The sequence below is a fragment of the Lysobacter niastensis genome (genome assembly GCF_015453285.1).
Taxonomy (GTDB): domain Bacteria; phylum Pseudomonadota; class Gammaproteobacteria; order Xanthomonadales; family Xanthomonadaceae; genus Lysobacter_J; species Lysobacter_J niastensis.
Map to the genome: position 1 here is coordinate 407867 of NZ_JADLZT010000001.1, position 18689 is coordinate 426555.

The following is an 18689-nucleotide window of genomic DNA, read 5'->3' on the forward strand; positions in this document are numbered from 1 at the left end:
ACCCCCTGCATGAACGCGCGTAACCCATCACCTGCACGTCCCGGCCGCCGCGCGCAGCGCGGTGTCACGACGCTGGCCATCACGCTGATCCTCCTCGCCATCGTCACGGTCATCGTGTTGTTCGCGACAAACGTTGCGTTCTTCGAGCAGCGCACGTCGACCAACCAGAACCGTGCCGTGTCGACCGAGCAGATGGCCGAGTACGCGGTCAGCCTGGGCGGCCAGTACCTCAATGCCAACCGGGCGGTGGTCGTGAAGACCGCGACGGGCGGCTGGCTCACCGGTGGCACCCGCCGCTGGCTTGCCTGCCCGAGCGGAACGCTTGCCGCGGGCCACCCATGCCTGGCCGAGCGCGACCCGACGCGCCGCGCCGGGATGTACTACTACGACAACGACCCGACCACGACCGACGTGGACGGGATCCCCTACAGCACCCTCACGGCCTCCACCGGCGGCATCCTGACCGGTGCGGACAGCTCCAGCCGCTTCAGCGGCACCACTGTGCTGAATGCGCTGTTGTGTCGCGTCGGCCCCAATGCGACCAATCCGACGGTACCGGAATGCCAGCTCAATCCGACGGCCGCAGGCAATGTCGCCGTCACGCTGGTTGCGACGTCCCAGGTGGCTGGCGAAAGCGCCGCGGCCACGGTCAAGGAGACCTGGGCGACCGCGATGACGATGAACCCGTCTGCGCCGGTCCCGCTGATCGCGTCGGGCCTGGTCGAGGGCCTGGGTAACGCACAGGTCGTGGCGGCGCCGAACGCCGGTGGATATGGTGTGGCCGCATCGATCTGGTCACCCAACGACATCGACATCGGCAGCAGCGGCGCCAGCGCCTGCGGCTCCGGCGGCCTGGGCAGCGTCAGCACCTGCCATCTCGGCGAGTACCTGCAGAACACCCCACGCACGAACCTCAAGACCACCTGCGCCACGTCCAACAATGCATGCGGTTGCCCGGCGGTCAGCGCCAGCGGCGTCGACTTCCTGTCGGGCCACTCGCAGAGCACGCGCAAGGAAAACCTCGACATCCTGGATCGCGACGGCAACTGCGGCACGCTGCCGGACATCACGTTCTTCCCGCGCAACCCGTACGACGACCCGAATGATCCGACGGATGACTCGCTGTTCGAGTACATCTTCGACGTCGACTATGTGGTCGCCGAGGGCGGTACCACGGTGCAGACCAACTGCGGCAGCAGCGGAACCGAGAATTGCGCCGCGTACGCGCTGACCAACGACTACAACGCCACTGTGCTGCCCAACTGCAGCAGCCTCAACACGTCGTCGAGCGGCATCTTCTACGTGACCGGCGACTGTGATCTCAACTCGACCGGCTCTGCGACGGCGTCCGTCATCCTGGTGGTGGACGGCGAGGTTCGCATCAACGGCAATGTCGACTTCTTCGGCATGCTGTTCGCGCGCAGCAACGACAACACCGCCGAAGTTCGCGGCAACGGCAACGTCAAGATCTTCGGTTCGCTGGTGGTGGAGGGTGATGTCAACATCACCGGCAGCATCGACCTGGTCTATGACAGCACCAGCGCCTCCGGTAATGCAGGCGGCGTTATCCCGGACAGCGTGAAGTTCGGCCGCGTGACGGGAAGCTGGCTCGACAGCCAGACGGGCATCTGAGGACGCACACATGAAACTCGTCTCTTCGCATCGCGCCAAGGGCTTCAGCCTGCTGGAAGTGCTGATCGCGGTCGTCGTTCTCTCGTTTGGCCTGCTGGCATTGGCGGCATTGCAGAGCCGCATCTTCCAGGCGTCGGCCGAGGCCAAGGCGCAATCGGTCGGCCTGGCGATGGCCAAGGCCAAGATCGAGGACATGCGTTCGTACATGACGATGGCCCAGTACCAGGGCCTCACCTCGGGCTCCGATTCGGCGACCACGGTCGACGGCACGTCGTACAGGCGCAGTTGGACCGTGAAGCGCTATGCCGTAGCCGTCGGCAGCACCACGTTCTCCGAGTACACGAACGTCACCGCCAACCTGCCGGCAGCTTACTCGCCCAATCGCGAGTTCAAGACGGTCCAGATGGAGGTCACCTGGACTGATCCGTCGAACCAGCAACGCTGGGTCCGCATGGAAGACGCGATCTCGGGCATCGATCCGCAGGACTCGGCGCGCAACCAGCGCACCCGTGGTGGCCGGTCGCGCGGTCCGAAGGTGATGATCTACGACCCCAGCTCCGAGAATGGCGTCATTCCGATCGCGGTGGGTGACGGTACCTCCACCGCGGCGACGAACCCCAAGCCGGTCAACGTCTCGCGCACCGGCGACGATGCGGTGGAAACGCGTTACGACGTGTTGACCTATGCTGCGCTCAGCGGCGGCACGGCCCAGGCGCAGACGCGCGTCGAGACGACCGTAGTCGGTTGCACCTGCACCAACACGCCGACCACCGCCACTGTTTACCGGCCGACGTACTGGAATGGCTTGCGCTACACCACCCCCGTGGCTGCGACCTATACGGGTCAGGCGCGCGCGGCCAGCGGCGTCACGCAAAGCCGGTACTGCGACGCCTGCTGCGGCAGCCACCATGACCCATCGGGCGTGCAGGGCGCGAAGTTCTCGCCGCGCCTGACCTCGCACCAGCACTACCGCCTCAACAACGGTGCGTTCGAGGTTGCGGCGGCCGGGCAGAACTACCTGGAAGCCTGCCGCCTGATCCGCGTCGACGGCATCTTCGACGTCGCTGCCGACCTGTCCAACGACTACACCAACCTGCTGGCGACCGCGAACAACGCCAGCAGCCCGGTTCCGGGCGGGACGGCGGTCACCAACTACCAGAACTTCGTACTGGATTATCTCGACCACCGCTACGTGGCCCAGAATCCGGGCACGTCGACGGCCTCGACGGTTTACAACAACCGGCAGTCGCCCGCACCGGCCACGGACGCGGCGGCGCGCCAGCTCGATGACCCGGCGGAAATCAGCATCGCGGCCACCAACGACACCAAGTGGTTGCATGCCCGCGGCCTGTATGTCGACTTCCTGGAGCCCGAGGCTGTCGACGCAGTCGTCGACGCGAAGAGTGCCTGCGGCAACGTGTCGGCCTCGGTGCTGCGCTCCTGCGTACTGCGGGTGTTGCCGTTCACCTCGATCAACCTGACCGAGATCGCCGAGTGGACGCCGATCACCGGCACACAGGTGAAGGCGAGTAATGACGATTTCTCGACATCGGTCGCGATCGACACTCCGGTGCGTGGCAAGGTTACGCCAGGCAGTAATCCAACGCCCAACCAGGTAACTGACGTGTTCGCACGCGTCGGCTCGTCCAACTCCGGCGTTGCGATCTTCGGCGACATCAGTCCGAACGAGGACGAGCAGATCTACAACCCCGACATCACCGGCTTCTGGCGTGACCAGCAGGCGTTCCGTGTCAGCAATAACAGCGGTGGCGGGCAGCCCGGTGGTGCGTTCAATATCGCCTTCGCCGGTTACACGGTGGTCATGAGCGATCCGCCTCAGGCCGGCTACACCTACGGCAATCGCAGCGATACCTGCAGCAACCCAAGTGGCGCGTCCTTCCCCTGCACGACACAGCAAGGTGAAACCCTGCCGGCTCCGCTGGTGGTACGCGTCGGCAACTACAACCAGAGTGGCACGATCACGATCCCCAACCCGTGCCGGAACAACGGCACCACGACGATGCCCTATCGCGTGGACTACGCCGTGAGCTCGTTTACGTCGACGAACGGATCGACCACGTTCGGCACGATGAACGTGCTCAACCCCGGTGCCGTCGGTGTGATCCCGACCGGCGAGTACACCGAAGCGAGTGTGTCCACTGTTGCAGCGAACGACACGATCACCGCCAACTTCGGTGCGCCGACCTACATGTGCCCGTCGAACTATCCGAATCCGGGTGGTAACACCAACTCACCCAACAGCCGCTACCAGTGCACGGGCAATGGCTCCAACGCCGCACCGACCTGGTCGTCGATGGTGGCATGCCCGAGCCAAACCGGAGTGCCCTCGTTCCCCTGATCGGATGATGCCAGCGGCGGAAAATGCGAAATCCGGGGTTGACCAAAGACCCCGGGCCTAGCATCATATGCAGCCCCGCCCGAATAGCTCAGCCGGTTAGAGCACTTGACTGTTAATCAGGGGGTCGTTGGTTCGAGTCCAACTTCGGGCGCCAGTTTCGAAAAACATCAAAGGCTCGCCATCAGGCGGGCCTTTTTTGTGGCTGATGACCGGGTGTGAATCGAGCGCCGGAGGTCAGGCGCCGTAAGCACAGGCTTGTGCCGCAGCTTCCGTCGGCTTGCCGTGCCGCATCTGCCCGCTGTTGGACAGGACCAGTGTGCTCGCCTTCGCCGCGCCACGGGCATCGCACAGGGTGAAGGTGACGTTGGAGCCGGCATTCCCGCCGTTGGGCTGGATGATCAGGCGTGTACGCCCTTGAGTTGACTTGAGGCGGATGCCGCCCGCCAGCGCGGCCTCGCGCCGCACGACGGTTTCATTGGCGTCGCGGGTGCGGTCGCCATCCAGATCGGCGAAGACCATCCATCCCGGGCTCCAATCGCTGGACCCGCTGCAGCGCTCCGCGGTGGAAACAGGGCAGATCACGACTTCCGTCGCGGTGACCGTGGCATGCCGGTTCGCGTCCAGCAGCGTGCCCTCCAGCGCGGACTGGGCCAGCGCCCGGTAGGCAGCGGCGCGGGCATTGGACCAGGCGGGAACCGCCAGGGCCAGAAGGATCGCGGTCACCGTCAGCGCGATGATGACCTCCAGCAGGGTGAATCCGGCGTCCGTGCGGCTCATGCTTCTCTCCTGGTCTTGCACCGCAAGCTAGGCCTGAAGCCGGGCTGAAAGATTCAGTCCGCGCACCATGCGGGGGTAGGTAAACAGCCCTTCAACCCCCATCTCCAACGCGGACTACACTGTCGGATTGCCCCGCACTGACGCCGATGAACGACATCCTTCAACCTGCAGGATTCCAGCTCGTTGCGCCGTACCAGCCGGCCGGAGACCAGCCGCAGGCGATCGCCAGGCTGGTGGAGGGGTTCGAGAGCGGCATCGCGGCCCAGACCGTGCTCGGCGTGACCGGATCCGGCAAGACGTACACCGTCGCCAATGTCGTGCAGGCGGTGCAGAAGCCGACGCTGGTGATGGCGCCCAACAAGACCCTGGCCGCGCAGCTGTACGGCGAGTTCAAGTCGTTCTTTCCGAACAACGCGGTCGAGTACTTCGTCAGTTACTACGACTACTACCAGCCGGAGGCCTACGTCCCTTCGAGCGATACGTACATCGAGAAGGACAGCTCGGTGAACGAACACATCGAGCAGATGCGCCTGTCGGCGACCAAGGCTCTGCTCGAACGGCGTGATGCGTTGATCGTCTGTACCGTGTCGGCCATTTATGGCCTGGGCGACCCGAACGAATACTTCCGCATGGTGCTGCACCTGGTGCGGGGCGAGCGCATCGACCAGCGCGAGCTGATACGCCGCCTGACCGAAATGCAGTACACGCGCAACGACACCGAACTGCGCCGCGCCACGTATCGCGTGCGCGGTGAGGTGATCGATATCCATCCGGCCGAAAGCGACGCCGAGGCCGTGCGCGTCGAGCTGTTCGATGGCGAGATCGAGCAGTTGACGCTCTTCGATCCGCTGACTGGTGAAACGCTGCGCAAGGTGCCGCGCTACACGGTCTATCCCGGTTCGCACTACGTCACGACGCGACGCACCGTGCTTGACGCGATTGAGACCATCAAGGCCGAACTGCGTGAGCGCCTGGAGCAGTTGTACGCGCAGAACAAACTGGTCGAGGCGCAGCGCCTGGCGCAGCGTACCCAGTACGACCTGGAGATGCTGGCGGAAGTCGGCTACTGCAACGGCATCGAGAACTACTCGCGGCACCTGACCGGCCACATGCCGGGCGAGCCGCCGCCGTGCCTGTTCGACTACCTGCCGCCGGACGCGCTGCTGGTGGTCGACGAATCGCACGTGACCGTGCCGCAGATCGGCGCCATGTACAAAGGCGACCGTTCGCGCAAGGAAACGCTGGTCGAGTTCGGCTTCCGGATGCCATCCGCCCTGGACAACCGGCCGCTGCGGTTCGAGGAGTGGGAAGGCCGCTCGCCCCGCGCGATCTATGTTTCGGCGACGCCGGGCCCGTACGAGCTGCGCAAGTCGGAAGACCAGATCGTGGAGCTGGTGGTGCGCCCGACCGGCCTGCTCGACCCGCAGGTGGAGATCCGCCCGGTCGCGACGCAGGTCGACGACGTGCTGGGCGAGATCCATGAGCGCGTCGCCATGGGCGACCGCGTCCTGATCACGACGCTGACCAAGCGCATGGCCGAGAACCTCACCGAGTACCTCGGCGAGCATGGTGTGCGCGTGCGCTACCTGCATTCGGACGTGGACACCGTCGAGCGCGTCGAGATCATCCGCGACTTGCGATTGGGCAAGTTCGATGTGCTGGTCGGCATCAACCTGCTGCGCGAAGGCCTCGACATGCCCGAGGTGTCGCTGGTGGCCATCCTTGATGCCGACAAGGAGGGGTTCCTGCGCTCGGCCGGATCGCTGATCCAGACCATCGGTCGCGCCGCCCGAAACGTGCGCGGCAAGGCGATCCTGTATGCCGACCGGATCACCAACTCGATGCAGAAGGCGATCGACGAAACCGACCGTCGCCGCCAGCGTCAGGTCGAACACAATGCGGAGCATGGCATCACGCCGCGTTCCGTCGCCAAGCCGATCGTGGACATCATGGAGGGCGCGCGCGCCGAGCCAGGCGAAGCCTCGGTGAAGGGGCGGGGAAAGGGCAAGCGGGTTGCGGAAAACCTGGCAGATTACGCCAAGCTCAGTCCCAGTCAGTTCGCCGCGCGAATCAAGGCGCTGGAGCAGCAGATGTACCAGCACGCGCGCGATCTGGAGTTCGAGGAGGCTGCGGCGGTACGCGACGAGTTGCGACGGCTGAAGGACGCAGGCTTTGCGGCCTGATGCCGCCTGAATCGGGAGCCATGCCGGAAAATTTGTCGACAGGGCTGTTGCTGATGGCGAGCCGACGGGCTACACTGCGCGCCCCTCGTCGAGCAGTTTGGCGACGAAAGGGCGGTTAGCTCAGCGGTAGAGCACTACCTTGACATGGTAGGGGTCACAGGTTCGAACCCTGTACCGCCCACCAATATGTTGCGAACGGCCGGGCATTGCCCGGCCGTTCTGCTTTTGGCGGATGCGTATGGCGGTGGGCGCGGTTTCCACTTGTGATCCGCGCGGAAACATCCGGGCGTTGACTTGTCCCGGGGCAGCCACAACTATCTGCATGTATCCCCGGCCACTGGCCGAGACAGGACGAGAGGTGACCCGCGGACATCCGCCGGTCGAGCGTGCGACATGAGCACTACCACCCCCCATCGCTGAGCGCCGACGACGCCCTCCAATGACGGCGCCGCGGCGCCGTTTTTCGTTTCTGCCCCTGCATCTCCATGCCAAGCCGCGCCGCCGGCGCGCCAGCCCATCGCTACCGACAATGATCGCCATTACGCTCCCCGACGGCAGCCGCCGCGAGTTCGAACAACCCGTTTCCGTCGCCGAGATCGCCGCCTCGATCGGCGCCGGCCTCGCCAAGGCCGCACTGGCCGGCAAGGTCGACGGCAAGCTGGTCGACACCAGCTACCGCATCGCCAATGACGCCTCGCTCGAGATCGTCACCGACAAGCATCCCGATGCACTCGATGTGCTGCGCCATTCCACCGCGCACCTGCTCGCGCAGGCCGTGCAGCGCCTGTTCCCGGGCGCGCAGGTCACCATCGGTCCGGTGATCGACAACGGCTTCTACTACGACTTCGCATACGAGCGTCCGTTCACGCCGGAGGACCTGCCGGCGATCGAGGCGGAGATGCAGAAGATCGTCAAGGAGTCGCTGCTGGTCTCGCGCAGCGTGAAGTCGCGTGACGACGCGGTCGCGTTTTTCCGTGGCTTGGGCGAGGAGTACAAGGCCGAGATCATCGAGTCGATTCCGGCCAACGAAGATCTGAGCCTGTACTCGCAGGGCGAGTTCACCGACCTTTGCCGCGGCCCGCATGTGCCAGGCACGGACAAGCTGCGCGCCTTCAAGCTGATGAAGGTCGCCGGTGCCTACTGGCGCGGCGACTCCAACAACCAGATGCTCAGCCGCATCTACGGCACGGCCTGGCTCAACGACAAGGACCTCAAGGCGTACCTGACGCAGCTGGAAGAGGCCGAGAAGCGCGACCATCGCAAGATCGCCAAGCAGCAGGACCTGTTCCACCTGCAGGAAGAAGGCCCCGGCCTGATCTTCTGGCATCCCAAGGGCTGGTCGATCTGGCAGGTCGTCGAGCAGTACATGCGCAAGGTTTACCGCGACACCGGTTACGGCGAGGTGCGCTGCCCGCAGATCCTGGACGTCTCGCTGTGGCAGAAGTCCGGCCACTGGGACAACTACAAGGACAACATGTTCTTCACCGAGTCGGAGAAGCGCACGTATGCGCTCAAGCCGATGAACTGCCCGGGCCATGTGCAGGTGTTCAACCAGGGGCTGCACAGCTACCGCGACCTGCCGATTCGTTACGGCGAGTTCGGCGCCTGCCATCGCAACGAGCCGTCCGGCGCGTTGCACGGCATCCTGCGCGTGCGTGGCTTCACCCAGGACGACGGCCACATCTTCTGCACCGAAGACCAGATCGAGTCCGAAGTCCGCGCCTTCCACGAGCAGGCGCTGAAGGTCTACGGCGACTTCGGTTTCAGTGACATCCAGATCAAGATCGCGCTGCGTCCCGACTCTCGCCTGGGCGACGACGAAACGTGGGACAAGGCCGAGAACGCCCTGCGCTCGGCGCTGCGCGCGGCCGGCGTGGAATGGCAGGAACTGCCGGGCGAGGGCGCCTTCTATGGCCCGAAGATCGAGTACCACCTGTCGGACGCCATCGGCCGCACCTGGCAGTTGGGCACGATGCAGGTCGACTTCATGATGCCGGGCCGCCTGGGGGCCGAGTACGTCGACGAGCACAGTCAGCGCCGCCAGCCGGTGATGCTGCACCGGGCCATCGTCGGCTCGATGGAGCGTTTCATCGGCATCCTGATCGAGCACCACGCCGGCCAGTTCCCGGCCTGGCTGGCCCCGGTCCAGGCCGTGGTCATGAACATCACCGACGCCCAGGCCGACTACGTGGCCGAGGTCCGGAAATCCCTTGCAAATCAAGGGTTCCGGGTCGACGCCGATTTGCGGAACGAGAAGATCGGCTATAAGATTCGCGAGCACACGCTGCAGCGCGTGCCATACCTGCTGGTGGTCGGAGACCGCGAGAAGGAAAATGGCCACGTCGCCGTGCGCACGCGGGGAGGGGAGGACCTGGGGACGATGTCCGTCGCCGATTTCGCCTCGCGTTTGCGCAGTGAGGGCGTACAGTAACGTCCGCAGCTTGCCCAGTCCCGGCCGCACCCCGCGGCTGGCACGATCCATACCGGAGATTGCAACATCAGTACCCCCGAAAAGCCGAATCGAAAGAACCAGGAGATCCGCGTACCCCGCGTGCGCGTGATCGGCAGTGATGGCGAGATGATCGGCGTGCTCACGCGCGACGAAGCGCTTCGCATGGCCGAGGAAGAAGACCTGGATCTGGTCGAAATTCAGCCCAACGCCGATCCGCCGGTCTGCAAGATCATGGATTTCGGCAAGTTCCGCTTCGAGCAGCAGAAAAAGGCCAACGAGGCCAAGAAGAAGACGAAGCAGGTCGAGATCAAGGAACTCAAGTTCCGCCCGGTCACCGACGAAGGCGATTACCAGATCAAGCTGCGCAACATGCGCCGCTTCCTGGAAGAGGGCGACAAGGTCAAGGTCAACATCCGCTTCCGTGGCCGCGAAATGAGCCATCAGGAACTGGGACGCGAAATGGCCGCCCGGATCGAGGCGGACCTGGGTGATGACATCGTGATCGAGTCGCGCCCGCGCCTGGAAGGCCGGCAGATGGTCATGATGATCGCGCCCAAGAAGAAGTGAGGTCAGCGGCCAGTGGCCGCTGACACCCTCCCGCCTGCGGTAGAGGGGGAGGGAGAGGGAAGCGCCGCAAGGCGCTTCTTTTCTTTTCGGGGTGGCAGCGTCAGCCTCACCCAGTCCCTCGCCCTGAGCGGGGGCAGGGGCAGGCTCGGGACCAAAGCCCTGATTTTCAAAGGAAAGATTGCAAGCCAGGCGCCGAGCCCGCATAATGTGCGGCCCGGTTCGCCGGGTTGTTGTTTGCTGTACCACGGACCTGTCGCAGATTTATTTAGAATCAACGACTTACAAGCCGGCAAGGGCAGGACGGAAAGAGTGGCCATGCCACCGCCCAGGCCAGTGACCTAACTCCGAAAGGACATCGCAATGCCCAAGATCAAGACCAATCGGGCGGCGGCCAAGCGCTTCCGGAAGACCGCTTCCGGCAAGTACAAGTGCGGCCACGCCAACAAGAGCCACATCCTCACCAAGAAGGCGACCAAGCGGAAGCGCAACCTGCGGCAGACGAACCACGTTCGTGCCGAGGACGCGGGCCGTCTGGACCGCATGCTTCCGTATTTGTGAGGAGACTGAAAAATGGCACGAGTTAAGCGTGGTGTTACGGCGCGTCGCCGTCACAAGAAAATCCTGAAGCAGGCCAAGGGCTACTATCACGCCCGTCGCAAGGTCTTCCGCGTCGCCAAGCAGGCGGTGACGAAGGCCCTGCAGTACGCCTACATCGGTCGTAAGCAGAAGAAGCGCAATTTCCGTTCGCTGTGGATCACCCGCATCAATGCGGCGGCCCGCATCAACGGCATGAGCTACAGCCGCTTCATGAACGGCCTGCTGAAGGCCGGCATCACCCTCGACCGCAAGGTGCTGGCGGACATCGCCGTGCACGACGCGCAGGGTTTTGCGGCGCTGGCAGAGAAGGCGAAGAGCGCGCTCGCGGCGTAAGTTGGTCGATCGCATGGCGTCCCGCATCGCCGGGGCCGTGCATCGCACAATGCAGTACACGCATGGGGAAGGGCGCAAGTCCTTCCCCATGTTCGTTTCTGGGGCCCGGCATGGCCCCGATGGCACAAGACCTGAGGTTTGCGGGGAATGAGCGGAATCGAATCACTGACGCAACAGGCACTGGCCGACATCGCCACGGCGGGCACGTCGGACGCGATCGAAGCGCTGCGCGTCGCGCTGCTCGGCAAGAACGGCAGCGTCACGGCCCAGCTCAAGCAACTCGGCACCTTGCCGCCGGACCAGCGCAAGGCCGCCGGTGAGGCGATCAACAAGGCGCGCGATTCGCTGGCCTCCGCATTGGCCGAGCGCAAGACGGCGCTCGATGACGCCGCACTCGATGCGCGCCTGGCGTCGGAAACGATCGACGTCACGCTGCCGGGCATCGACGCCGCACGCGGTGGCGTGCACCCGGTCAGCCGCACGCTCGAGCGCATCGCCGACATCTTTGGTCGCCTGGGTTTCGAACTTGCGGACGGCCCGGAGATCGAGGACGACTGGCACAACTTCGAGGCGTTGAACTTTCCACCGCACCACCCGGCGCGTGCGATGCACGACACCTTCTATTTCGGCGACGGCCGCCTGCTGCGCACGCATACCTCCGGTGTGCAGGTGCGCTACATGGCCGATCACAAGCCGCCGCTGCGCATGATCGCGGCCGGCAAGGTCTACCGCAGCGACAGCGACCAGACCCACACGCCGATGTTCCACCAGGTTGAAGGCCTTCTGGTCGACGAACACGCGAGCTTCGCCGATCTCAAGGGCACGCTGGCCGAGTTCGTGCGCGCGTTCTTCGAGCGCGACTTCGAGATGCGCTTCCGGCCGAGCTACTTCCCCTTCACCGAGCCTTCGGCGGAGGTCGACATCGCCTGGCAGCAGCCCGACGGTTCGACGCGCTGGCTGGAAGTGCTGGGCTGCGGCATGGTGCATCCGAACGTGCTGCGCAACGTCGGAATCGATCCGGAGAAGTACACCGGTTACGCGTTCGGCCTGGGCGTGGAGCGCTTTGCGATGCTGCGTTATGGCGTCGATGACCTGCGCAGCTTCTTCGAGAACGACGTGCGCTTCCTGCGCCAGTTCGCGTAAACGTTGGCCGTCATCCCGGCCAAAACCGGGGTCCATTTTGACTTTGCCGTCAGGGCAAAGCAGGGATTCCGGGCTCGGGTGGCGCAAAGAACAACAGCAACATGGATCCCGGTGTTCGCCGGGATGACGAGAAAGATCGGGATAGGCGAAGAATGAAATTCTCCGAGAACTGGCTGCGCCAGCATGTGCCGACCAACGCAACGCGCGAGCAGCTCGCGGCGACGCTGACCGCGATCGGCCTGGAGGTCGAGGAAGTGACCGCGCTGGGCGAGTCGCTCGACGGCGTCGTCGTCGCGCAGATCGTCAGCGCAGAAAAGCATCCCGAGGCCGATCGGCTGCAGGTTTGCCAGGTCGATACCGGCAACGGCATGGTCCAGATCGTCTGTGGCGCGCCCAACGCGCGTGCGGGTCTGAAAGCTCCGCTGGCAATGGTCGGAGCCAACCTGCCCGGCGACATCGCGATCAAGGCTGCCAAGCTGCGGGGCGTCGAGTCGTTCGGCATGCTGTGTTCGGCCAAGGAGCTGGGCGTGGACCCGGATGCCTCCGGCCTGCTCGAACTGCCGGCCGACGCGCCGGTCGGCGCCGCACTGGCGCAATACCTGGCGCTGCCGGACGCATCGATCGAGATCAAGCTCACCCCGAACCGCGCCGACTGCTTCAGCGTGCGAGGCATCGCCTACGACGTGGCCGCCGCCGCGGGCGGGGAAGTCGCGCCGTTCGACATCGCACCGGTTGCAGCGCAGTCGGATGCGCGCTTGGCAATCGAGCTGAACGCCGGCGCCGATGCGCCGCGTTATTGCGGCCGTGTCATCGAAGGCGTCAACGCCTCCGTGCCGACGCCGGTGTGGATGGCCGAGCGCCTGCGTCGCAGCGGCATCCGCCCGGTGTCGTTCCTGGTCGATGTCACCCAGTACGTCATGCTCGAGCTCGGCCAGCCGATGCACGCGTTCGATCGCGACACGCTGAAGGGATCGGTCGGTGTACGTCGCGCGCGTGCCGGCGAAAGCCTCAAGCTGCTAGACGGTCGCGATGTCGTGCTGGACGAACAATTCCTCGCGATTACCGACGCCGACCGCGTGGTCGCGCTGGCGGGCGTGATGGGTGGCTTCGACACGCGCGTGACCGATGCCACGAAGAGCGTGTTCCTCGAAGCCGCGCACTTCGCACCCGCCGCGATCATCGGCCGTGGTCGCAAGCTGGGCCTGCACACCGATGCGGCCCATCGCTTCGAACGCGGTGTCGCGCCGGTGCTGCCGGAAACCGCCATCGAGTACGCAACGAAGCTGATCGTCGACATCGCCGGTGGCGTGTCGGGACCGGTGGTCGAGGCCGCGTTGCCGGAACACCTGCAGCCGTCGCATCCGATCCTGCTGCGCCGCGCGCGCCTGGCCCGCGTGCTGGGCCTGGATATCACCGACGACCAGGTGGAGCGCATCCTGCGTGGGCTGGGTCTCGATGTTGAGAGTGCGGCCGACGGCTGGCGCGTGGTGCCGCCGAGCCGCCGCTTCGACCTGGCGATCGAGGAGGACCTGATCGAGGAAGTCGCGCGCATCCACGGTTATGACGCGATCCCGACGACGCTGCCGGGCGGCGCCTCGCGCCTGGTGGCGCCGAGCGAGACCCGCATCGACGAAGCCGCGGTGCGCCGCCAGATGACGGCGCGCGATTACCTGGAGGCGGTCAACTACGCCTTCGTCGATGCGCAACTGCTGGCTGACTGGCACCTCGCCGACGGATGCGTGCCGCTGGCCAATCCGCTCAGCGCCGAGCTTGGTGTGATGCGCACGTCGCTTCTGCCGGGCCTGGTCGCCTCGGTGGCGCGCAATGCCGCGCGTCAGCAGCCGCGAGTCCGGCTGTTCGAACTGGGGCGCGTGTTCGCCGCCAACGGCAATGAAGCCCCGATCGAGACGCGCCGAGTCGCGGCCGCCGTGATCGGTGCGGCCCGGCCCGAGCAATGGGGCGGCGAGTCGCGTGCTCTGGGCTTCCATGACCTCAAGGGCGACCTCGACAGCCTCGCATCGCTGGCTGGAGCGCAACTGGAATACCGCAGTTCGCAAACGGCCTGGGCCCATCCGGGCCGTTCGGCGGATGTCTATCGCGACGGCGTCCGGCTGGGCTGGATCGGCCAGCTGCACCCGCGCCTCCAGCGTGCCCTCGATCTCGATGCCGAGGTCCTGGCGTTCGAACTCGATTTCACCTCCCTGTTCAGCCGGGCGGTGCCGCGGGCCGGGCATCTGTCCAAGTTCCCGTCCGTCCGCCGCGATCTGGCGTTCGTCGTCGCGGAAAGCGCCCCGTGGGCGGAAATCTCGTCGGCCGTCCGGGCGGCCGCAGGCCCGGCGCTGCGGGATCTGGTGCTGTTCGACCGCTATCAGGGCAAGGGCGTGGAACCGGGATTCAAAAGCCTCGCTATGGGCTTGATTCTGCAGGATGAATCGCGCACGCTGACTGACCGCGAGGTGGACGCGGCGGTGTCCTCGGTGACCGAGGCGCTGCAGCGCAGCCACGGTGCGGTCATCCGCGGTTGAGGTAGGAAGGGCATGGCACTGACCAAGGCTGAAATGGCGGAACGCCTGTTCGACGAAGTCGGGCTGAACAAGCGCGAGGCGAAGGAATTCGTCGATTCGTTCTTCGACGCCCTGCGCGAGGCTCTCGAGCACGGCCGGCAGGTCAAGCTGTCGGGTTTCGGCAATTTCGACCTGCGCCGCAAGAACCAGCGCCCCGGCCGCAACCCGAAGACCGGTGAGGAGATTCCGATCTCCGCCCGCACGGTGGTGACCTTCCGTCCGGGCCAGAAGCTCAAGGAACGCGTCGAAGCCTACGTTGGAGGTGAGCATGCTTGATCCGGGCAGCAATCGAGAACTGCCGCCAATCCCAGCCAAGCGCTACTTCACCATCGGTGAAGTCAGTGAGCTGTGCGACGTCAAGCCGCACGTGCTGCGCTACTGGGAGACCGAGTTCCCGACGCTCAATCCGGTCAAGCGCCGCGGCAATCGCCGCTACTACCAGCGCCACGAGGTGCTGATGGTCCGGCAGATCCGCGGCCTGTTGTACGAACAGGGCTACACCATCGGCGGTGCGCGCCTGCGCCTGGAAGGCGAGGCGGCCAAGGACGAGTCGGCGTTGAGCTCGCAGATCATCAAGCAGGTGCGCATGGAGTTGGAAGAAGTCCTGCACCTGCTGCGCCGCTGAACATCGTGGCTTGCGGATATCGGTCGATGCATGGCCGGATCCGCCGTTAAACCGCTATACTTCACGCCCGCCTTCGGGCGGACATCGCAACACGTCGGGGCGTAGCGCAGCCTGGTAGCGCATCTGCCTGGGGGGCAGAGGGTCGTCGGTTCAAATCCGGCCGTCCCGACCAATATTCGAAATCAAACCGCTCTCTCGCCTCGTGCGAGGGAGCGGTTTTTTCGTTGTGGCGCAGGCGATGCGAAGGCCAAGAGCTTCGGCATTCTCTCCATGCCCGAGGACTTTGCTGGATTCGCAGCTTCCTTCGACACTGTTTGAAAGCACTCTCCACCAGAGCATCACGCACGCAGTTGAGTACTCCTGCCTGCTTCCGTATGACCTGTTGCGCGTCTCCGCAACCTGCACTTTCAACGTCGCACAGATCTGGGGCGGCTTCTTTGCGGTGCCACCCGGCGGCACACTCTGCCCGGTTCCTACCGTTCGTCGAATCCACCGGTTATCCGCCACTTGTCCACAGGGTTATCCGTCGCGTCCGTCGGCGGGCAGGGGTAGCTTCGACGGCGTTCAGGGGACCTTTGCCGGGGGGTATCAATGAGTCGGAGCAGCATCCAGTACAGAAGTGCGATGGAGCGCTATGTGTCGCTTGCGGATCCGCAGGAAATCGCAGACCTGATCGATGACTACCTGCTGGCGCGCAATTACAGCCTGACAGAGCAGAGTCGCGAACTGGTCCGGAATGTCCTTGCTCCATTCCGGTCGCATGCCCCGATGCTTCGGGCAGACCTGATCGGGTTTCTCGACACGATGATCGCGCCGGCCCGGTGAATCCGGGCGGCGTAGCATCTCGCCAGAGGCAGCGAAATGCGGACCGGTATCCCCGGTCCGCTTTTTTTTTACCTATGGAACTTGGCTAAGCCGTGGCAGTCTGATTGGCAACCGGTCAATGCAGCAAGGACGTTCCATGCGCCGATTACTGTTGGTTTCCTGTCTCGCACTGTTGTCCATCTCCAGGGCGTTAGCCCAGGCCGCCGCGCCGCCGCCTGAAGGCGAGATCCGCGATCTCGCACCCATCGTGGTCAGTGGTGTACAGCCTGGTCCCGGCATGTGGAAGGTATCGAAGGGCGATCACGCCATGTGGGTGCTCGGCACGATCTCGCCGGTCCCCAAGCGCATGGAATGGGAAGCACGCGACGTGGAGGCCGTGATCGCACGGGCGCAGGAGTTCATCGAGGCCCCGGGCGTGAGGGTCGACGCCAAGGCCGGATTCTTCCAGCGGCTCGCACTCGTGCCCAAGGCGCTGGGCGCTCGCAAGAACCCCGATGGATTGACGCTTGAACAGGTCGTGCCCGCCGACATGTACGCCCGCTGGCTGCCGCTCAAGCGCAAATACATGGGCAACGACGCCGGCATCGAGCAGTGGCGCCCGATGTTTGCCGCGATGGAGCTCTATCAGGAGGCGATCGACGACTCTGGTTTGAAGCAGGGTGGACTGGTCGCACCGGTCGTGGATCGTGCGGTGAAGAAGTACAAGGTCAACCGGACGTCGCCGACGTTGATGATCATGATCGAGGACCCTAAGCAGGCCCTGCTGGAGTTCCGTGAATCCCAGCTCGACGACCTGGATTGCTTCGGTAAGACCCTGCAACGGCTTGAGACGGACCTGGACACGATGCGCGACCGTGCCAACGCCTGGGCGACCGGCGATCTCGACACGCTGCGCGCATTGCCCTACAGCGACCAGAACGAGGCCTGCCTGCGCGCAGCCGCGCGCGCGGGCGTGCTGCGCAAGCGCGCCGGCGATATCGAGGCTCAGGTGGAATCGCGCTGGATGGAGGCCGCGGAAAAGGCGCTGGCGAACAATGCCGTCACGTTCGCGGTACTGCCGATGCGCGAACTGCTCAAGCCCGACGGTTACATTGCCAAGCTGCAGTCGAAGGGCTACGTCGTGGAGGCGCCGTAGTCGTTGGTCTAACGCGAGGTATTGGGGCGAACGCGGCCTAGACGGCTTTCTTGAACGCCCAGTACAGGGCCTTGGCCCTGGAATACGCCGGCGAATCACCGGCCACGGAAGCGCGGAAGAAATCGATGGCCTTCATTTCCATCTTGTGCCGCCAGAACTCCCAGGGATCCCGATGCCGATAGGCTTCGAAATAGCGGTCCAGTTCCTCTGACGTATTGGCTTCGGCCTGATCCGAGTAGCGGGCGACGTAGGGCGTGAAATCGGGGTAGAGCCCCGAGCGCGGCCAGCTGCCGATCAGCGTGGTCTTCATGAAGTTGCCGATTAGGAGGTCGTCGAAGATCCGGTACTCCACCGCGGTCATCAACGAGTTGCGCGGAACCTCGAAGCGAAGGCTACGCCGGTTGCCCTGGCCGAGCGGTATCTCGAAATCACTTGCCCCGACTCTCAACACGATCGAATCGAGCCACGACTTCAGGTGCTCCACGCGCTGGAAATAGGCCCGACATTGCGCCTGGTCGCTGGCGCTGAGCACATCCCCCCAGTCGTCGCCAAAGTCCGCCGGCCTGTATATGCGGCCATCGTTCGGCTTGGGTGCGATCGGCCCATGCTCGTCGGTCTCGCAGTCCCAGCGAGTGAAGGCCGGCAGCAACTCCACGCTGTTCGACTCGAAGCCAACGGCGAAGTCCGCGATGGGTGTCGTGTATTCGCTCGCCCACTCCGAGTCTTCACGCTGATACTTGTGCATCGTGGAAAACGGGATGTAATGCGTTACGCCGTAGCTTTCCGCACTGTGCTTCACCGCCTGGCCGACGGGAAGCTTCAACCCCGCCTTGGGGACGATGAAGGTTCCATCTTCGCGGTAGTAGTTGATCATGTCGGCGTCGCCGTAGCCGATCAGCGAAAGCAGGAAGCTCTTGTCGAACTCCCGGATCACCTTGCGGACGTGGCGCCCCCAGCCGCGGTCGATCGCGTCGTTGGTGTTGACCAGCAGGCGCCCGTTCACATCGATCAGGATGATCGCATCCTGGTAGTAGTCCGAAATGCACTGCACGCGCACGTGCGGTGACAGGGTGACCCACTCCTTCTGCGGCAACACTTTGACGCGGTGCCCCATCCTTTCGAGATCGCTCCTGATCCGCTGGCCGTGATGATCGGGCAGGAGGATGGTGCGTCCGAGGAAGAGCGGCAGCGACTCGGGATTCAGGTGGTCGGGATGCCCATGCGAGAACCAGATGAAGGGAGATTCCTTCGCGGCCTGCTTCAGTTCGGGCGGAATTTCGTGACTGAGAGTCCAGCTGCCGAAATAGCTGGAACCCTCGATCCAGGGGTCCGTGGCCAGCAGCGGCCTGCCCTCGTCATACACCAGGATCGTTGCATTTCCGATGGTTTCGAAACCGCATCGAAAAGGTGTTTGGCTGCCCATCGTTGTTCATCTCCCCGGCACATGCATTCCGCGAGAAAAATGGCTGGATGACACCCAAACGGTGTACTCAGCAT

At 64.5% G+C, this 18689-nt stretch carries 15 protein-coding genes and 3 tRNA genes; 16 read left to right on the forward strand and 2 right to left on the reverse strand.

Translation table 11 applies throughout. From position 1 onward, the window contains the following. The first annotated feature begins 9 nt into the window (after positions 1-9). The 3 genes from IU514_RS01855 (at position 10) to IU514_RS01865 (ending at position 4145) form a co-directional block, all read left to right on the forward strand. Complete coding sequence (locus tag IU514_RS01855) at positions 10-1632, forward strand: pilus assembly PilX family protein (protein ID WP_194929356.1); 1623 nt, start codon at positions 10-12, stop codon at positions 1630-1632. Positions 1633-1642: 10 nt separating this feature from the next. Then, positions 1643-3991, forward strand: a complete 2349-nt coding sequence (gene pilV / locus IU514_RS01860; RefSeq protein ID WP_194929357.1) for a type IV pilus modification protein PilV — start codon at positions 1643-1645, stop codon at positions 3989-3991. A gap of 77 nt (positions 3992-4068) precedes the next feature. Beyond that, positions 4069-4145, forward strand: a tRNA-Asn gene (locus IU514_RS01865). A gap of 80 nt (positions 4146-4225) precedes the next feature. Here IU514_RS01865 and IU514_RS01870 read toward each other — a convergent pair. After that, positions 4226-4768 carry a GspH/FimT family pseudopilin gene (locus tag IU514_RS01870; protein WP_194929541.1) on the reverse strand — a complete coding sequence of 181 codons (543 nt, stop codon included), beginning with the start codon at positions 4766-4768 and terminating at the stop codon, positions 4226-4228. 146 nt (positions 4769-4914) lie between these two features. Between IU514_RS01870 and uvrB the strand changes: the two genes are divergently transcribed. The 13 genes from uvrB to IU514_RS01935 all read left to right on the forward strand — a co-directional run bounded on the left by uvrB (position 4915) and on the right by IU514_RS01935 (position 17192). After that, entirely contained in the window at positions 4915-6951 is a 2037-nt protein-coding gene (gene uvrB / locus IU514_RS01875; protein ID WP_194929358.1) for an excinuclease ABC subunit UvrB, read from the forward strand. 109 nt (positions 6952-7060) lie between these two features. After that, positions 7061-7135, forward strand: a tRNA-Val gene (locus IU514_RS01880). Between the two features lie 345 nt (positions 7136-7480). Next, positions 7481-9382: a threonine--tRNA ligase gene (thrS, locus tag IU514_RS01885; RefSeq protein WP_194929359.1), complete on the forward strand. Its 1902-nt coding sequence runs from the start codon at positions 7481-7483 to the stop codon at positions 9380-9382. A gap of 66 nt (positions 9383-9448) precedes the next feature. Then, positions 9449-9970 carry a translation initiation factor IF-3 gene (infC, locus tag IU514_RS01890; RefSeq protein WP_324187768.1) on the forward strand — a complete coding sequence of 174 codons (522 nt, stop codon included), beginning with the start codon at positions 9449-9451 and terminating at the stop codon, positions 9968-9970. 360 nt (positions 9971-10330) lie between these two features. Beyond that, positions 10331-10528 carry a 50S ribosomal protein L35 gene (rpmI, locus tag IU514_RS01895; protein WP_027083463.1) on the forward strand — a complete coding sequence of 66 codons (198 nt, stop codon included), beginning with the start codon at positions 10331-10333 and terminating at the stop codon, positions 10526-10528. Between the two features lie 12 nt (positions 10529-10540). Continuing rightward, complete coding sequence (gene rplT, locus IU514_RS01900; protein WP_194929360.1) at positions 10541-10900, forward strand: 50S ribosomal protein L20; 360 nt, start codon at positions 10541-10543, stop codon at positions 10898-10900. 147 nt (positions 10901-11047) lie between these two features. Continuing rightward, positions 11048-12043: a phenylalanine--tRNA ligase subunit alpha gene (gene pheS, locus IU514_RS01905; protein WP_194929361.1), complete on the forward strand. Its 996-nt coding sequence runs from the start codon at positions 11048-11050 to the stop codon at positions 12041-12043. A gap of 152 nt (positions 12044-12195) precedes the next feature. Next, entirely contained in the window at positions 12196-14568 is a 2373-nt protein-coding gene (gene pheT / locus IU514_RS01910) for a phenylalanine--tRNA ligase subunit beta (protein ID WP_194929362.1), read from the forward strand. 12 nt (positions 14569-14580) lie between these two features. Then, on the forward strand, positions 14581-14883 hold the full coding sequence (locus IU514_RS01915) for an integration host factor subunit alpha (protein ID WP_194929363.1): 303 nt from the start codon (positions 14581-14583) through the stop codon (positions 14881-14883). Then, the gene (locus tag IU514_RS01920; RefSeq protein WP_194929364.1) at positions 14876-15232 is read left to right on the forward strand and encodes a MerR family transcriptional regulator; all 357 of its coding nucleotides are present in this window, start codon (positions 14876-14878) and stop codon (positions 15230-15232) included. The genes IU514_RS01915 and IU514_RS01920 overlap by 8 nt, the downstream gene beginning before the upstream one ends. A gap of 95 nt (positions 15233-15327) precedes the next feature. After that, positions 15328-15404: transfer RNA gene (locus IU514_RS01925), tRNA-Pro, on the forward strand. Between the two features lie 452 nt (positions 15405-15856). Then, positions 15857-16057, forward strand: coding sequence for a hypothetical protein (locus IU514_RS01930; RefSeq protein WP_194929365.1), 201 nt, complete (start codon positions 15857-15859; stop codon positions 16055-16057). A 136-nt stretch (positions 16058-16193) separates the two neighbouring features. Further along, the gene (locus IU514_RS01935; protein ID WP_194929366.1) at positions 16194-17192 is read left to right on the forward strand and encodes a TraB/GumN family protein; all 999 of its coding nucleotides are present in this window, start codon (positions 16194-16196) and stop codon (positions 17190-17192) included. A 37-nt stretch (positions 17193-17229) separates the two neighbouring features. Here IU514_RS01935 and IU514_RS01940 read toward each other — a convergent pair whose 3' ends face one another. Then, positions 17230-18615 carry an MBL fold metallo-hydrolase gene (locus IU514_RS01940; protein WP_194929367.1) on the reverse strand — a complete coding sequence of 462 codons (1386 nt, stop codon included), beginning with the start codon at positions 18613-18615 and terminating at the stop codon, positions 17230-17232. Positions 18616-18689: the final 74 nt, after the last annotated feature.

Coding starts and splice junctions, on each gene's coding strand:
- thrS (WP_194929359.1), top strand. CDS start 7,481: ATGATCGCCATTACGCTCCCCGACGGCAGCCGCCGCGAGTTCGAACAA.
- IU514_RS01930 (WP_194929365.1), top strand. CDS start 15,857: ATGGAGCGCTATGTGTCGCTTGCGGATCCGCAGGAAATCGCAGACCTG.
- IU514_RS01855 (WP_194929356.1), top strand. CDS start 10: ATGAACGCGCGTAACCCATCACCTGCACGTCCCGGCCGCCGCGCGCAG.
- IU514_RS01915 (WP_194929363.1), top strand. CDS start 14,581: ATGGCACTGACCAAGGCTGAAATGGCGGAACGCCTGTTCGACGAAGTC.
- IU514_RS01870 (WP_194929541.1), bottom strand. CDS start 4,768: ATGAGCCGCACGGACGCCGGATTCACCCTGCTGGAGGTCATCATCGCG.
- IU514_RS01920 (WP_194929364.1), top strand. CDS start 14,876: ATGCTTGATCCGGGCAGCAATCGAGAACTGCCGCCAATCCCAGCCAAG.
- pheT (WP_194929362.1), top strand. CDS start 12,196: ATGAAATTCTCCGAGAACTGGCTGCGCCAGCATGTGCCGACCAACGCA.
- pheS (WP_194929361.1), top strand. CDS start 11,048: ATGAGCGGAATCGAATCACTGACGCAACAGGCACTGGCCGACATCGCC.
- IU514_RS01940 (WP_194929367.1), bottom strand. CDS start 18,615: ATGGGCAGCCAAACACCTTTTCGATGCGGTTTCGAAACCATCGGAAAT.
- IU514_RS01935 (WP_194929366.1), top strand. CDS start 16,194: ATGCGCCGATTACTGTTGGTTTCCTGTCTCGCACTGTTGTCCATCTCC.
- rplT (WP_194929360.1), top strand. CDS start 10,541: ATGGCACGAGTTAAGCGTGGTGTTACGGCGCGTCGCCGTCACAAGAAA.
- rpmI (WP_027083463.1), top strand. CDS start 10,331: ATGCCCAAGATCAAGACCAATCGGGCGGCGGCCAAGCGCTTCCGGAAG.
- uvrB (WP_194929358.1), top strand. CDS start 4,915: ATGAACGACATCCTTCAACCTGCAGGATTCCAGCTCGTTGCGCCGTAC.
- pilV (WP_194929357.1), top strand. CDS start 1,643: ATGAAACTCGTCTCTTCGCATCGCGCCAAGGGCTTCAGCCTGCTGGAA.